Source organism: Halomarina litorea (assembly GCF_024227715.1).
Taxonomy (GTDB): domain Archaea; phylum Halobacteriota; class Halobacteria; order Halobacteriales; family Haloarculaceae; genus Halomarina; species Halomarina litorea.
In genome coordinates this window covers 2,003,541-2,016,980 of the sequence record NZ_CP100448.1, presented here as the reverse complement: position 1 = coordinate 2,016,980, position 13,440 = coordinate 2,003,541, and the positions used below count along the sequence as shown (strand labels likewise).

General features: G+C 68.7%; 13 protein-coding genes. 6 read left to right on the top strand and 7 right to left on the bottom strand.

The window, feature by feature from the left end; translation table 11 throughout:
• Nucleotides 1–21 precede the first annotated feature (21 nt).
• Both NKG96_RS11015 and NKG96_RS11010 read left to right on the top strand, forming a co-directional pair.
• Nucleotides 22–717, top strand: coding sequence for an MBL fold metallo-hydrolase (locus NKG96_RS11015; RefSeq protein WP_254534983.1), 696 nt, complete (start codon nt 22–24; stop codon nt 715–717).
• 36 nt (nt 718–753) lie between these two features.
• Nucleotides 754–1,803: an NAD(P)/FAD-dependent oxidoreductase gene (locus NKG96_RS11010; protein ID WP_254534982.1), complete on the top strand. Its 1,050-nt coding sequence runs from the start codon at nt 754–756 to the stop codon at nt 1,801–1,803.
• Between the two features lie 5 nt (nt 1,804–1,808).
• On the opposite strand, the gene NKG96_RS11005 is transcribed toward NKG96_RS11010, so the two are convergent.
• The 3 genes from NKG96_RS11005 to NKG96_RS10995 all read right to left on the bottom strand — a co-directional run bounded on the left by NKG96_RS11005 (nt 1,809) and on the right by NKG96_RS10995 (nt 2,916).
• A complete protein-coding gene (locus tag NKG96_RS11005) occupies nt 1,809–2,435 on the bottom strand; it encodes an MBL fold metallo-hydrolase (protein ID WP_254534981.1) in 627 nt (208 codons plus the stop codon).
• 89 nt (nt 2,436–2,524) lie between these two features.
• A complete protein-coding gene (locus tag NKG96_RS11000) occupies nt 2,525–2,719 on the bottom strand; it encodes a cold-shock protein (RefSeq protein WP_254534980.1) in 195 nt (64 codons plus the stop codon).
• 2 nt (nt 2,720–2,721) lie between these two features.
• Nucleotides 2,722–2,916 (bottom strand): cold-shock protein, encoded by a 195-nt coding sequence (locus NKG96_RS10995; RefSeq protein WP_254534979.1) that lies wholly within the window; start codon nt 2,914–2,916, stop codon nt 2,722–2,724.
• A gap of 131 nt (nt 2,917–3,047) precedes the next feature.
• Between NKG96_RS10995 and rqcH the strand changes: the two genes are divergently transcribed.
• Entirely contained in the window at nt 3,048–5,183 is a 2,136-nt protein-coding gene (gene rqcH / locus NKG96_RS10990) for a ribosome rescue protein RqcH (protein ID WP_254534978.1), read from the top strand.
• Nucleotides 5,184–5,534: 351 nt separating this feature from the next.
• Entirely contained in the window at nt 5,535–5,711 is a 177-nt protein-coding gene (locus tag NKG96_RS10985) for a hypothetical protein (protein WP_254534977.1), read from the top strand.
• Nucleotides 5,712–5,738: 27 nt separating this feature from the next.
• Here the strand turns inward: NKG96_RS10985 and NKG96_RS10980 are convergent, their stop codons facing one another.
• Nucleotides 5,739–6,803: a zinc-dependent alcohol dehydrogenase family protein gene (locus NKG96_RS10980; RefSeq protein ID WP_254534976.1), complete on the bottom strand. Its 1,065-nt coding sequence runs from the start codon at nt 6,801–6,803 to the stop codon at nt 5,739–5,741.
• A gap of 120 nt (nt 6,804–6,923) precedes the next feature.
• On the opposite strand from NKG96_RS10980, the gene NKG96_RS10975 reads away from it, so the two are divergent.
• Entirely contained in the window at nt 6,924–7,991 is a 1,068-nt protein-coding gene (locus NKG96_RS10975; protein ID WP_254534975.1) for an mRNA surveillance protein pelota, read from the top strand.
• Between the two features lie 5 nt (nt 7,992–7,996).
• Here NKG96_RS10975 and NKG96_RS10970 read toward each other — a convergent pair whose 3' ends face one another.
• From NKG96_RS10970 to NKG96_RS10960, 3 genes are all read right to left on the bottom strand, one after another.
• The gene (locus NKG96_RS10970) at nt 7,997–8,563 is read right to left on the bottom strand and encodes a universal stress protein (RefSeq protein WP_254534974.1); all 567 of its coding nucleotides are present in this window, start codon (nt 8,561–8,563) and stop codon (nt 7,997–7,999) included.
• Nucleotides 8,564–8,708: 145 nt separating this feature from the next.
• Entirely contained in the window at nt 8,709–9,632 is a 924-nt protein-coding gene (locus NKG96_RS10965) for a poly-gamma-glutamate hydrolase family protein (RefSeq protein ID WP_254534973.1), read from the bottom strand.
• 105 nt (nt 9,633–9,737) lie between these two features.
• Nucleotides 9,738–10,508, bottom strand: coding sequence for an MBL fold metallo-hydrolase (locus NKG96_RS10960; protein WP_254534972.1), 771 nt, complete (start codon nt 10,506–10,508; stop codon nt 9,738–9,740).
• Nucleotides 10,509–10,613: 105 nt separating this feature from the next.
• Here NKG96_RS10960 and NKG96_RS10955 point away from each other — a divergent pair, with 105 nt between their 5' ends.
• Nucleotides 10,614–13,412: an ATP-dependent helicase gene (locus NKG96_RS10955; RefSeq protein ID WP_254534971.1), complete on the top strand. Its 2,799-nt coding sequence runs from the start codon at nt 10,614–10,616 to the stop codon at nt 13,410–13,412.
• Nucleotides 13,413–13,440 lie beyond the last annotated feature (28 nt).

The window sequence follows — 13,440 nt, the reverse complement described above, 5'->3', positions numbered from 1 at the left end:
GCGCTCCCCCTACACCCGACGATGGAACGACTCGGTGTGGACACCACACGCCTCGAACTGGGCTGGCGCGAACCCGTCGTCGTGAACGCGTACGTCCACGAGACGGACCGGGACGGCGCGCGCGGGACGGGCGATGTGACGCTCGTGGACACGGGCCTCCGCTTCAATCGCCGCTCGCTCCCCGCGGAACTGCGCGCGGCGGGCTACGAGACGGGTGACGTCGACCGCGTGCTCCTCACGCACTACGACCTCGACCACGTCGGCGGCGTCTGCCGGTTCGACTGCCCGGTGTACCTCGGCGCGCGCGACGTGGCACTCGTCCGCGGGTCGTGGGACCCGCCGCTCGTCCACCACAAGGGCCTGTTCCACCGGGCCGTCCGCCGACTGGTCGACCTCTCGGACGCCGACCTGCGGCCCGTCGAGGGCGGCGACCGCATCGCGGGGTTCACCGCCCACCACACGCCCGGGCACAACCCCGGCCACACCGCCTACGTCCACGACGACGGGACGGCGTTCGTCGGTGACCTCCTCTGGGAGACGGACGGCGAACTCACGACGCCCTTCTGGGGGGACTCCTACGACATGCGCGAACTGCGTCGGAGCGTCCGCCGGTTCGCCGACAGCGCGGGCGAGGTGTCGGCCATCTGTCCCGGCCACGGCGTCCCGTTCGTCCGCAACGCCGACGCCCGCCTCCGTAGCCTCGCGGACCGCCTCTAACCCCGGTCTTTTGCCGCGCCCGCCCGTGATGTGAGTATGCGCGACATCGCCATCGTCGGTGCCGGCGCGGCCGGTGCGGCGGCCGCCTACGCCCTCCGCGAGTCCGGCGACCGGGTGACCGTCTTCGAGAAGTCACGCGGCGTCACTGGCCGGGCGGCCACCCGCCGGCGGGACGACTGCCGGTACGACCACGGCGCAAACTACGTCAAGAGCGACGACGGCCGCGTGAACGACCTCCTCACGTCCGTCCTCGACACGGAGGGCCTCGTCGACGTCGAGGAACCCGTCTACGCCTTCGAGGCCGACGGGACCATCTCCGAGGGCCGGGACGCCGACGAGCACAAGTGGACCTACACGGAGGGTCTCACCCAACTGGGCAAACGGCTGTTCGCCACCGCGGACGCCACCGTCGAACACGCTACGCGCGTCTGCGACGTCACTCACGAGAGCGAGGAGGGGCGCGACCGCTGGACGCTCGCGGACGCCGACGGCGAAGGACTGGGGACGTTCGACGCCCTCTTGCTCACTCCCCCAGCCCCACAGACCGCCGAACTCCTCTCGGCGATGTCGTGGGACGACGACCGCCGGGCGAGGGTCCACGACGCCGTGGCGTCCGTCGAGTACGTCTCCATCGTCACCGCCGTCCTGCACTACCCCTTCCCCACCGAGTACCCGTGGTACGCCGCCGTCAACACCGACAAGGACCACCCGGTCGGGTGGCTCTCGCGCGAGGAGTGCAAGGACGGCCACGTCCCCGAGGGGGAGTCGCTGCTCATCGCGCAGATGGGCCAGGAGTGGTCCGCGGAGCGAATCGACGACGACTCCGACGAGGTGGTCGCGGAGGCCGTCGGACACGTAGCCGAACTGCTCGGTGAGGGCCGGTTCGCCGACCCGGACTGGACAGACTATCAGGGCTGGCGCTACGCACAGCCGAAAGCGGGCGTCGAGGGCGGCGCGCACCTCGCGTGCGAGGACGCGAGCCTCTACTTCGCGGGTGACTGGGTGGCCGGCGAGGGCCGGGTCCACGCCGCCCTGCGGAACGGACTGGAGGTGGGCGAGCGAATCGCGGACGGCGACGGCGAGTAGTCGGTCTACTCCACTATCGCCGCGTACTCGTGGAGGGTCTCGCTCGCGCCGTCGAGGACCGAGGAGCCGTGGTACACGAGTCCGACCTCGAAGTCGTACTCGCGGAAGGCGGCGAGGTTCTCCTCCGCGAGGTTGAGGTCGTCGGTGTACTTCGCGGGCGGGAGGTGGAAGTAGCCCTGCGGGAGGCCGCGCTGGTCGGCCCCGCTGACGGCGTCCGCGAGGACGGCCACCCCGCGCTCCTCGTTGACCCAGGCGTGCTGGTGGCCGCGGTGGCCGGGGACGTGGACGGCCTCGAACCCGGCGACCGTCTCGCCCGCGCCGTAGAAGGTGGGGGTGGTCTCCACGTCGGGGTCGGACCCCTCCGGAACGAGGAGGTCGGCGTCGAAGGCGTCGCAGACCGCGTCCGCGCCGCCGACGTGGTCGAAGTCCGCGTGAGTCACGGCGACCTGTTCGGGGGTGACGCCGGTCGACTCGATACCCTCGACGAGGGTGTCGGCCGTGTCCGGGAGGCCCGCGTCGAACAGGGTGGGCGAGTCGGCGTCGACGAGAAAGGCGCGGATGCGCCCCTCCGCACGCCGGACACAGGTGATGTCGTAGACGCCCGCTGCGAGTTCCGTTACGTCGGAGGTCATACCATCGCAGTCGGGAGCCCTGCGGGTAACTGTTCGGTCGATAATGGTGAGAATGCGTTAGTGCTGCCCCGAAGGGGCGAGTGACCTGGTTACAGGCGCTGGAGGTTCTTGGCGCGCGGGCCCTTGTCGGCCTGCACGATATCGAACTCCACTTCCTGCCCCTCTTCGAGGTCCGGGCCGCCGACGTCTTCCATGTGGAAGAAGACGTCCTCGTCCGCCTCGTCCGTCGTGATGAAACCGTAGCCGCCGGTGTCGTTGAAGAAGTCGACCTTACCTTTCGCCATGATTAGAGCCTCTGCAGGTTCTTGGCGCGCGGGCCCTTGTCAGCCTGCTCGATGTCGAATTCGACTTCCTGCCCCTCTTCGAGGTCCGGACCGCCGACGTCCTCCATGTGGAAGAAGACGTCCTCGTCCGCATCGTCCGTCGAGATGAAACCGTAGCCGCCGGTGTCGTTGAAGAAATCAACCTTACCTTTCGCCATTACCTTCGGTTATCCGGGCTACCCATTGATAACCCTTGCGTGATAGACCGGCTGGGGCGCGTGCACACAGGAACCACAGTCACGCGAGGAACAACGACACGCCTTTTCGTTCCCTCCGAGGAATCGGGGGTATGGACAAGAAGCGCGAGCTCACGAGCGTCGACTGTGCGGCCCTCGTCCGTGAACTCGGTGCGTACGAGGGGGCGAAAGTCGACAAGGCCTACCTCTACGGCGAGGACCTCCTGCGCCTGAAGCTCCGCGACTTCGAGCGCGGGCGTCTGGAACTCCTCGTGGAGGTGGGCGACCCGAAGCGGGCGCACCTCTCGGCCCCCGAGCGCGTCCCCGACGCGCCGGGTCGACCGCCGAACTTCGCGATGATGCTCAGGAATCGCCTCTCGGGGGCGGACTTCGCGGGCGTCGACCAGTTCGAGTTCGACCGCATCCTCACCTTCCACTTCGAACGCGAGGACGGCGACACTCACATCGTCGCGGAACTGTTCGGCGACGGGAACGTCGCGGTCTGCGACGACAACTACGAGGTGCTCGGCTGTCTGGAGACGGTTCGCCTGAAGTCTCGGACCGTCGCGCCGGGCGCGCTGTACGACTACCCCTCCTCGCGGTTCAACCCGATGAGCGTCGACCGCGAGGGGTTCGACGCGCGGATGGACGGGTCGGACACCGACATCGTGCGCACCCTCGCCACCCAGTTGAACTTCGGCGGCCTCTGGGCGGAGGAACTCTGCACCCGCGCGGGCGTCGAGAAGACGAAGGACATCACGGAGGCCGAGGAGTCGGACTACGAGGCGCTGTACCGCGAACTCGACCGTCTGCGGACGGTCCTGCGCTCGGGGGAGTTCGACCCGCGGGTGTACTACGACGACGACGAGGGCGGTGAGGGTGAGGACGCGGAGGAGGAGGGCCGGCGCGTGGACGTCACCCCCATCCCGCTGGAGGAACACGAGGCGCTCCACAGCGAGCAGTTCTCGAACTTCAACGACGCGCTGGACGACTACTTCTTCCACTTCGAGGAGGAGAGCGACACCGGCGGGTCCAGCGGCGCGGACGACGGCCGCCCCGACTTCGAGGAGGAGATCGCGAAGTACGAACGTATCATCGCCCAGCAGGAGGGTGCCATCGAGAGCTTCGAGGAGGACGCACGGGACGAACGCGAGAAGGCGGAACTGCTGTACTCGCGCTACGACCTCGTCGACGACGTCATCTCCGCGGTCCGGAACGCGCGTGCCGAGGACACCCCGTGGGACGACATCGCCGCGCGCTTCGAGGAGGGGGCCGACCGGGGCATCGAGGCCGCAGAGGCCGTCGTCGACGTCGACGGGGCGAAGGGGACCGTCACGCTCGACGTCGAGGGCACCCGCGTCACCGTCGACCCGTCGATGGGCGTCGAGAAGAACGCCGACCGCCTCTACACCGAGGCCAAGCGCATCGAGGAGAAGAAGGAGGGCGCACTGGAGGCCATCGAGGACACCCGCGAGCAACTGGCCGACGTGAAGGCGCGAAAGGAGGAGTGGTCGGCCGACGACGCGCCCGAGGAACCCGACGAGGAGGGGGAGGACGTCGACTGGCTGACCCGCGGGTCCGTGCCGGTCAGGCGCGACGAACAGTGGTACGAGCGCTTCCGCTGGTTCCACACGAGCGACGGCTTCCTCGTCATCGGGGGACGCAACGCCGACCAGAACGAGGAGATCGTCAAGAAGTACATGGAGAAGGGCGACCGCTTCTTCCACACGCAGGCCCACGGCGCGCCCGCCACCGTCCTGAAGGCGACCGGACCGAGCGAGGCGTCGAAGGAGGTCGACTTCCCCGAGTCCTCCCTCGAAGAGGCCGCCCAGTTCGCCATCTCGTACTCCTCGGTGTGGAAGGACGGCCACTTCTCGGGGGACGTCTACATGGTCGAACCGAACCAGGTGAGCAAGACGCCCGAGAGCGGCGAGTACGTCGAGAAGGGGTCGTTCGTCGTCCGGGGCGACCGCACCTACTTCCGGGACACCCCGGTCGGGTGTGCGGTGGGTATCGCCGTCGAACCGCAGTCGCAGGTCCTCGGCGGGCCGCCGAGCGCCGTCGAATCGCGGACGGTCACCTCCATCGCGGTCGAACCGGGCCAGTACGCCCAGAACGACATCGCGAAGATACTGTACCGGGAGTTCCGCTCGCGGTTCACCGATCAGACGTACGTCCGGAAGGTCGCCAGCCCCGACAAGATACAGGAGTTCCTCCCGGCGGGCGGCAGTCGGATGGTCGACGAGTAGGAAGTCGCCCCGACCGGATTCCGTTCGTCTCGACGACGAGGCTCGGTACGGTATGGGGGAGGATGACCAGTGAGACGCTGTCCGGACTGACAGACGGGGAGGAGTGCCCCCTGCTGGCGGCGGTCTCGAAGGGGGACGGTCCCACGGAGGGTCACGACGACCGACTTCGTGGCGGCCAGGGGGTGTCGGACCGGGTGGCGCTCCGGCCCCCATCGCGCTCTCGGTCGTCCGGGCGGTCCTCGAGGACGCCGATACCTAATCGTTATTGGAGGTGATTGAAGACCGCTTGATGAGTATCCCTCCGCTGACGATGTTCGATTCGCTATCGCACTGCGGCCGGGGCGCGTAGCCGTGGACCGCGACACGAACGTGACGACGGAGGAGGCGTTCCACCGACGACTCCGGAAGCTGGTGAACGACGCCCGCGCCAACGGCGTCCACGTCGAGGGCGGGTGGCCGATAGTGAGCGACGACCGGGCCGACCCGAGCTGGGACCTCGAGATCGTCGCGGTCGACCGGGACGACTGAGTCGCTCGTTGCGACTCGCCGGCTGTTTCAGTCGAACTGGTCGATGACGGGGATGCCGACCGTCTCGAAGTCAGTCATCGAGGCGAGTTTGTCCGACACGTCGTCGAGCGCGACCGTCTCGCTGACGACCGCACTCGGGTTGAGTTTGCCCGTGGCGACCATGCGGAATATCTCGTCGTAGCGCGTCGGGGGCATGCCGAGCGACCCGATGAACTCGATTTCCTGCATCACCATCGCGTCCGTCGGGAGGGGAATCATCCCCTGTTCGTCCTGCGTCGTCAGTCCGATCTGGACGTGCTGACCGCGGTTGCCGAGGCTCAACACGGAGTTCTGGCAGGTCGTCTCGATGCCGAGGGCGTCCACGCTCACGTCGGCCGCGCCGCCCGCCAGCGCCTTCACGTCCTCGGGGACGTTCTCGGCGTCGCCGGCGTTGACCACCTCGACCGCGCCGAGTTCCTTCGCCTTGTCGAGTTTGTCGTCCATGAGGTCGACGGCGACGACGTTCGCGCCGAGAGCGTCGGCGATGTGGACCGCCGAGAGGCCGACACCGCCACAGCCGTGGACCGCCACCCAGTCGCCCGCGCTCACGTCTGCGCGGTGGGCCAGCGCGTGGAACGAGGTCATGAACCGACAGCCGAGACCGGCCATGTCCACCGAGGAGACGCCGTCCGGGAGGTGAACGAGGTTGTGGTCGGCGGCGGGGACGTGGAGTTGCTCGGCGAACGCGCCGGGGACGGGTTCGACGAACCCGAGTGGCATCACGTTCTCGCAGGTGTTGGAGTGGCCGCGGCGACACTCCATGCAAGTGCCGTCGCCGAGGTTGAACGGGACGGCGACGTGGTCGCCCTCCGAGATGTGGCTCACCTGCTCGCCGACTTCTACCACTCGGCCGGCCGGTTCGTGGCCCAGAATCTGCCCCTCGGGCGTCTTGAGGTCCAGCCAGTCCCAGTCGCCCTGCCAGCCGTGCCAGTCCGACCGGCAGATACCGCAGGCCTCTACCTCCACGATGGCACCGGTGGGCGAGAGGTCCGGTTCGTCGACCTCCTCGATTTCGAGCGGTTCGCCGTGCTTCTTGAGAACTGCTGCGCGCATTACGTGTGTCCATCGCAAACCATTCCCATAAGTGTAATTACGAGGAACGGGACTGTCGAGCGATGCGTCCGTCGCGGCCCGAAGAGGCAGGCACTTACGACGCGCCGAGGAACGCCCGGTATGCGAATCGCCGACCGTCACCGCGTCGAGGGAGGACGCGAGAAGATCACGGTCGTCCCCGAGTCGGTCGACGACCTCTGGCACCTGAACTACATCCTCGAACCCGGCGACAGAGTGGGGGGAGACACCTCCCGCCGGGTGCGCCGCGACGACGAGCAACTGCGCGACTCCGGCGGCGAACGCGAGCACATGTACGTCACGCTGGCCGTCGAGGAGACGGAGTTCGCCCGCTTCGCCAACCGCCTGCGGGTGTCGGGAACCATCGAGGACTGCTCGCGCGAGGACCAACTCGGCTTCCACCACACGCTCAACGTCGAGCAACAGGAGGAGCTGGAGGTGACGAAACACTGGAAACCCGACCAGCTAGAGCGACTGGAGGAGGCCGTCGAGGCCCGCGACAGCACCGACGTCGTCATCGTCACCGTCGAGGAGGCCGCCGCGCACGTCCACGACGTGGCCCAGTACGGCGCCGAAGAGCGCGTGGCCCTGACCGGCCCGACGGGGAAAGGCGAGTACGCCCGCTCCCGGTCGGAACTGTTCGCGGAACTCACCGACGTGCTTCGTCGGCTGGAGGTGGACGCCATCATCCTCGCCGGGCCGGGGTTCACGAAGCAGGACGCCTACAAGTACATCGAGGAGGAGGCCCCCGAGGTGGCGGAACTGATAACGATGGTCGACACCAGCGCCGTCGGCGACCGGGGCGTCCACGAGGTGCTCAAGCGCGGTGCCGTCGAGGACGTGCAGGCCGAGACCAGAATCGCCCGCGAGGCGGAACTCATCGACCGCCTGATGCAGGAGATAGCGAGCGGCGAGAAGGCGGCTTACGGCGTCGAGGCGGTCGAGGAAGCCGCCGAGTTCGGGGCCGTCGAGACGCTCCTCGTCGTGGACGAGCGCCTCCGACAGGAACGCGGCGGCGACGGCGAGTGGACCGTGGACGCCAACGAGTTGCTGGAGACGGTCGACCAGAAGGGCGGCGACATCGTCGTCTTCTCCCACGAGTTCGACCCCGGCGAGCAACTGGAGCAACTGGGCGGCGTCGCCGCCATCCTGCGCTACCGCCTCCAGTAACGCTCTCAGAGAGGCGTCGGGCGGTCGCTCTCCCCGTCCCGCTCCGAGAGGACCGTCACGGGCCCCTCGAAGCGCTCGCAGACCGCAGAGAGCGTATCGCGGGTCAGCGCTCGTCCCGGGGCGGGTCGGTCCGCGAGGAAGACGTGGTCGCAGCCGTGTTCGCGGGCAGTCGCGAGAACGTGGTCGGGTTCCCGGCCCACCGCGCCGACCACCGTCACGGGCACGTCGACTCCGCCGAGCGCCCGCCTCGCGGCCCGCCGGGCGACGTGTCGGCGCTCCATCTCCGCCTCCGAGAGCGCGAACCGTCGCAGTTCGGGGACGGCCGCCCGCGCCCGCTGGCGTTCGACGAACGCGTCGTTCGGCAGGACGGCGAGGACGACGAGGTGGCCGCCCGTCACCGCGGCGTGGGCCCCCGCCGCCCGGACGACCCCCGGGTCGTGGACCGTCCCGGCGACGCTAACCAGCACCCCCGACGCCTCGATGTAGTCGTCCGCCCCGCCCGAGCGGTCGGTCCGGTCGGAGGGGTTCGTACGGTCGGCGTCGCCCGGCGTCGCCCGCGTCGGTGAGGACATACCTGTCGTCCGCCGGGGACGGGCAAGAACGCCAGCCAACACCGAAGTGGAAGTGGTCGTGGGGCGCTCCTGTCCCCCGGGGCCGTGGCCGTCGCCGCCGCTCCGGACACTTTCACTCCGCCCCGTGGCGTCGCCCCGCCGCCGGCTACAGCGAGTCGAACGCGGCCACGACGGCGTCCGCGACGACGTCCCGGTGGTCGGTCCGGACCGACCAGCCCTGCTCCAACTGGACGCCGCCGTCGCCGCCCTCGGTCAGCCAGTTGACCACGTTGTCCGGGTCGGTCCCGTCGTAGGCCGGGTCCGCGACGAGACAGACAGGGAACGCGCCGTCGGCGTGCTCACGAACGGTGTCGCGGACGTGTTCGAGTACGTCGCGCGGTGCGCCGCCCCCGACGCCGACGCCGTCGTTCGACCAGCCGTGGAACGCCACCGCGTGGCGATAGGCGTCCTCGGCGACGTCCGCGAGTGCGGGCAGCGAGTCCGGATGGAGGTCCGTGGAGGTGATGTGCCAGCGCCGGTAGGCACCGCCGCCGGGCGACCACCCCGAACAGCGCCAGAGGCCGCCGCCGAGGGCGTCGGCGACCCGTTCGGCCTGGTCGCCCGTCCCGTACTCGATGTAGCCGCCGTGCGGGGCGACGGCGAGCAGGTCGGTCCCCGACCGCGACGCCTCGACGAACCCACCCTCCTCGCGGGCGGTGGTCTCGTCCACCGCGGGGTCGACGACCTGCGTGTCGAGTTCGGCAGTGAAGTCATCCTCGGGCGCCTCCAGACGTTCCGCCCCGTCGTCGGCGACGACGGCCTCGTCGCCGTCGGTCCGGTCGACGGTGAACAGCGCGCAGGTGCCGCCGTACCAGAGGCGTACCTGCTGGCCCGTCACGAGTCCGTATCGATCGAGGACGCTCCCGGGGAGCGAACACCGCTCGTCGTCCCAGCGTCCCGCCGAAACGCGGACGACGACGTCGCCGCGAGTCGTGGTCACGTCACCGGTCCCAGCAGTGGCGACGGACGAGGCCGCCACGGCGCCACCGGCCGCCGCGAGGAACGTCCGTCTGGTCGTTCTGTCGTTCACGCCGCCACCGAAAAATCCCCACTACATGAAATACACGCCGACGTGTATAGCGTTCGGCGTCCGCGCGGCAACAGGTGTAGCCCCGTCGGGAAGGCCTACCCCCGCTCATCCCGCTTCCTCGTCGGTGCCCCCCGTGTCGACGGTCAGGCCGTCGCGGGCGAAGCGCACCTCGTCGTCGTCGTCGGCCCCGACCGACTCGAGCATGGACTCGTGTTCGCCGTCGGTGTGCGGGTAGAGGTGCGTGAGGTACACCGTCCCGATATCGTGGCCGGCGAGGACCTCGCCCAACTGGGTCGGGGTGGGGTGGTTCGAGACGTCCACGCTGTCCGGGAACGAACAGTCGTGGGCCAGCACGCTCGCGCCCTCCGCGAGGTCGGCGATGGCGTCGATGGCCTCCGAGTCCCCCGAGAAGACGAAGTCACCCCCGTCGGGGTCGGCGAAGCGGTAGGCCAGACAGTACAGCGAGTGGACCGTCTCGACGGCCTCCACGTCGTACCCGCCGACGGAGAACGCCCCGGGACCGACCTCCTCGAACGTGAGGTCCACGCGCCCCTGCAGGTAGTCGTGGACGTCCAGCAGTCCCTCCACGAGTTCGCGGGTGCCCTCGGGCCCCGCGACGGTGAGGTCCGTCGTCCCCGCCAGCCACTTGGCCTTCAGGAGCGGCAGGAGGTCCGCGACGTGGTCGAGGTGGTGGTGGGTGAGCAGGACGGTCGAGACGCCCTCGTAGCCCACGTCGGTCCGCGCGAGAGCGTGCAGGACGCCGCTCCCGCAGTCCACGAGCAGGGGATCGCGCCCGTCCGCTTCGAGGAGGAGGCCAGTCTGGAACCGTTCGCCGGTGGGCATCGCGCTGCCGGTGCCGAGGAAGGTGACGCGCATACCGAGGTGTCGTGGGCGGTGGGGAAGGGCGTTCCGTCGTCCCGGACCACTTCCGCTCCGGTAGCCAAACCCACTTCCCCCTGCCCCGCCAACCCGGCACAACTGATGGGTGGGGACGCGCAGACCGGGAGGGACCTCCTCGGGTCGCTCGACTACGACTTCGCCGAGGACGTGGAGATCGACGACGGCGAGGTCCTCGATCTCCTCGAACCCGCGGTCCGGGAGTGGTGGGTCCGCGAGTTCGGCGAGTACGTCCCCGGCAACGGCGGCTTCTTCACCCCGCCGCAGAAGGGGGCCATCCCGCGCATCCACGACCGGGAGAACGCGCTCATCTGCGCGCCGACGGGGTCGGGCAAGACGCTCGCCTCCTTCACGGCCATCATCGACGAACTGTACCGCCGGGAACGGGAGGGCCGGAAGGCGCGCGAGGGCGAGTCCGGGGACGACACGGACGCGGAGAACGACGGCGGCCTCGACAACTCCGTCTACTGCCTCTACGTCTCACCCCTCAAGTCGCTCGCAAACGACATCCACCGCAATCTGGAGGTGCCCCTCGACGGCATCTCCGAACTCGCGGACGAACCCATCGACATCCGCCACGCCATCCGTCACGGCGACACCAGCAGCGCGGACCGCCAGAAGATGCTGAAGGAGACGCCCCATATCCTCAACACCACCCCGGAGACGCTGGCCATCCTGCTCAACTCCCCGAAGTTCAAGGAGAAACTCCGCACCGTGGAGTACGTCGTCGTCGACGAGATACACTCGCTGGCGGAGAACAAACGTGGGACGCACCTCTCGGTGTCGCTCGAACGTCTCGAAGAACTCTGCGAGACCTCGCCCACCCGAATCGGCTGTTCAGCGACGGTCGAACCGCTCTCGACGATGGCGGAGTTCCTCGTCGGGCAGGCCGACACCGGGGAGCCGCGGGAGTACGAGCTAGTGGACACCCGGTTCGTCCGCGAGTTCGACGTTCAGCTCACGTGCCCGACGGACGACCTCATCAACACGCCCCGCGAGGTGGTCACCGACCGCTTCTACGCGCAGGTCCACGACCTGATACAGTCGCACACGAACACGCTCGTCTTCACGAACACACGGTCGGGTGCAGAGCGAGTCCTCCACAATCTCCGGGAGCGATACGACGACTACACCGAGGAGAACACCGGGTGTCACCACGGGTCGCTCTCGAAGGAGCGCCGCCACGCCGTCGAGGAGCAACTGAAGGCCGGGACGCTCGACGTGGTGACCACCTCCACGAGCCTCGAACTCGGCATCGACATGCCGTACATCGACCTCGTGGTACAGGTCGGCTCCCCGAAGTCCGTCGCGTCGCTCCTCCAGCGAGTCGGGCGGGCGGGCCACCAACTCGGGCAGACCGTCACCGGCCGGGTCGTCGCCCTCGACAGAGACGAACTCGTCGAGTGTGCGGTGATGCTGAAGAAGGCCGAGGAGGGGTTCGTCGACCGGGTGTTCGTCCCCGAGAACGCACAGGACGTGGCCGCCCAGCAGGTGTACGGGATGGCGATAAATCGGGTCCGCCCCGAGTCGGAGGTCCGGCGGATACTCCAGCGGGCGTACCCGTATCGCGCCTACGGCGACGACGAGTGGGAGTCGCTGATGCGCTATCTCACCGCCGACTACGAGGGGATGGAAGACCGCAACGTCTACGCGAAGGTGTGGCGCGACGAGAACGACCCGCCGGACGGCGAGTACCACTACCCCGACTTCCCGGTCGACGAACCCCTCCTCGGCAAGCGCGGGCGACTCGCCCGCGTCATCTACATGACCAACATCGGTACCATCCCCGACTCGTTCACCTGCGACGTGAAGACCCGCGGGTCCGGGGAGTGGGTCGGCCAACTCGACGAGTCGTACCTCGACACGCTGGAGAAGGGCGACGTGTTCGTCCTCGGCGGGTCGAACTACGCCTACCAGTACCGCCGCGGGTCGAAGGTGTACGTGGACCCGACGGGCGCGCGCCCCACCGTCCCGTCGTGGTTCTCCGAGCGCCTCCCGCTCTCGTACGACCTCGGGCGGGAGATTCTCGCCTTCCAGCGCGAACTCCTCGACACACTCGACGACGGTGGCACCCCCGCAGTTCGGAACTGGCTCCGGGGGTTCCCGCTGGACGAGAACAGCGTCCGGGCGCTGACACGCCTCTACGACCAGCAGGTACGCTACGCGGGGGCAGAGAGCGTCTCGACCGACGGGCGACTCGCCATCGAGGTGGAACTCGACCAGACCGAGTACCGGCGGCACTACTACGTCCACTCGAACTACGGGCGGCGGTTCAACGACGGCTTCTCCCGACTGCTCGCCTATCGCTGTGCACAGGCCGCCAACGCCAACGTGCAGGTAGCCGTCGCCGACCACGGCTTCACCCTCTCGATGCCCCTCAACCGGAAGGTGGACGTCGAGGGGCTGATTCGCGACGTCGACCCCGCCGAAGCCCGCGCGGACCTCCGGGCCAGTCTGACGGGGTCGGACCTCCTCAAGCGCTACTTCCGCATCAACGCGACCCGCTCGCTGATGATACTGAAACGGTACAAGGGCTACGAGAAGACCGCCGCCCAGCAACAGGTCTCCAGCGAGATGCTCCTGAGTTTCGCCGACGACCTGCCCGAGTTCGCGGTCGTGGAGGAGACGTACCGCGAGATACTGGAGGACAAACTGAACGTGTCGGCCATCGAGTCGGCCCTCGAATCGATTCGGGCGGGCGACCTCGCTATCGCCGTCCGGCAGGTGGACTCGCCCACCCCGCGGGCCTTCGGCCTCGCCACGCTGATGGCCTCGGACGTGGTCCTCGCGGAGGACGAGGACGCGGTCCTCAGGGAGTTCCACGAACGGGTCCTGCGCGAAATCAGCGAGGAGGAGCGCGTGCCCGCGACCGGCACGGATTGACGCCGCCCACGGGTTTTATCGCCTCCCG

What these genes read in the sequence shown, in the direction of transcription:
- NKG96_RS10980 (WP_254534976.1), bottom strand. Translation starts at nt 6,803, where the DNA reads ATGCGCGCAGCAGTTCTCAAGAAGCACGGCGAACCGCTCGAAATCGAG.
- NKG96_RS11015 (WP_254534983.1), top strand. Translation starts at nt 22, where the DNA reads ATGGAACGACTCGGTGTGGACACCACACGCCTCGAACTGGGCTGGCGC.
- NKG96_RS11005 (WP_254534981.1), bottom strand. Translation starts at nt 2,435, where the DNA reads ATGACCTCCGACGTAACGGAACTCGCAGCGGGCGTCTACGACATCACC.
- NKG96_RS10995 (WP_254534979.1), bottom strand. Translation starts at nt 2,916, where the DNA reads ATGGCGAAAGGTAAGGTTGATTTCTTCAACGACACCGGCGGCTACGGT.
- NKG96_RS10960 (WP_254534972.1), bottom strand. Translation starts at nt 10,508, where the DNA reads ATGCGCGTCACCTTCCTCGGCACCGGCAGCGCGATGCCCACCGGCGAA.
- NKG96_RS11000 (WP_254534980.1), bottom strand. Translation starts at nt 2,719, where the DNA reads ATGGCGAAAGGTAAGGTCGACTTCTTCAACGACACCGGCGGCTACGGT.
- NKG96_RS11010 (WP_254534982.1), top strand. Translation starts at nt 754, where the DNA reads ATGCGCGACATCGCCATCGTCGGTGCCGGCGCGGCCGGTGCGGCGGCC.
- NKG96_RS10970 (WP_254534974.1), bottom strand. Translation starts at nt 8,563, where the DNA reads ATGTCCTCACCGACGCGGGCGACGCCGGGCGACGCCGACCGTACGAAC.
- NKG96_RS10975 (WP_254534975.1), top strand. Translation starts at nt 6,924, where the DNA reads ATGCGAATCGCCGACCGTCACCGCGTCGAGGGAGGACGCGAGAAGATC.
- rqcH (WP_254534978.1), top strand. Translation starts at nt 3,048, where the DNA reads ATGGACAAGAAGCGCGAGCTCACGAGCGTCGACTGTGCGGCCCTCGTC.
- NKG96_RS10955 (WP_254534971.1), top strand. Translation starts at nt 10,614, where the DNA reads ATGGGTGGGGACGCGCAGACCGGGAGGGACCTCCTCGGGTCGCTCGAC.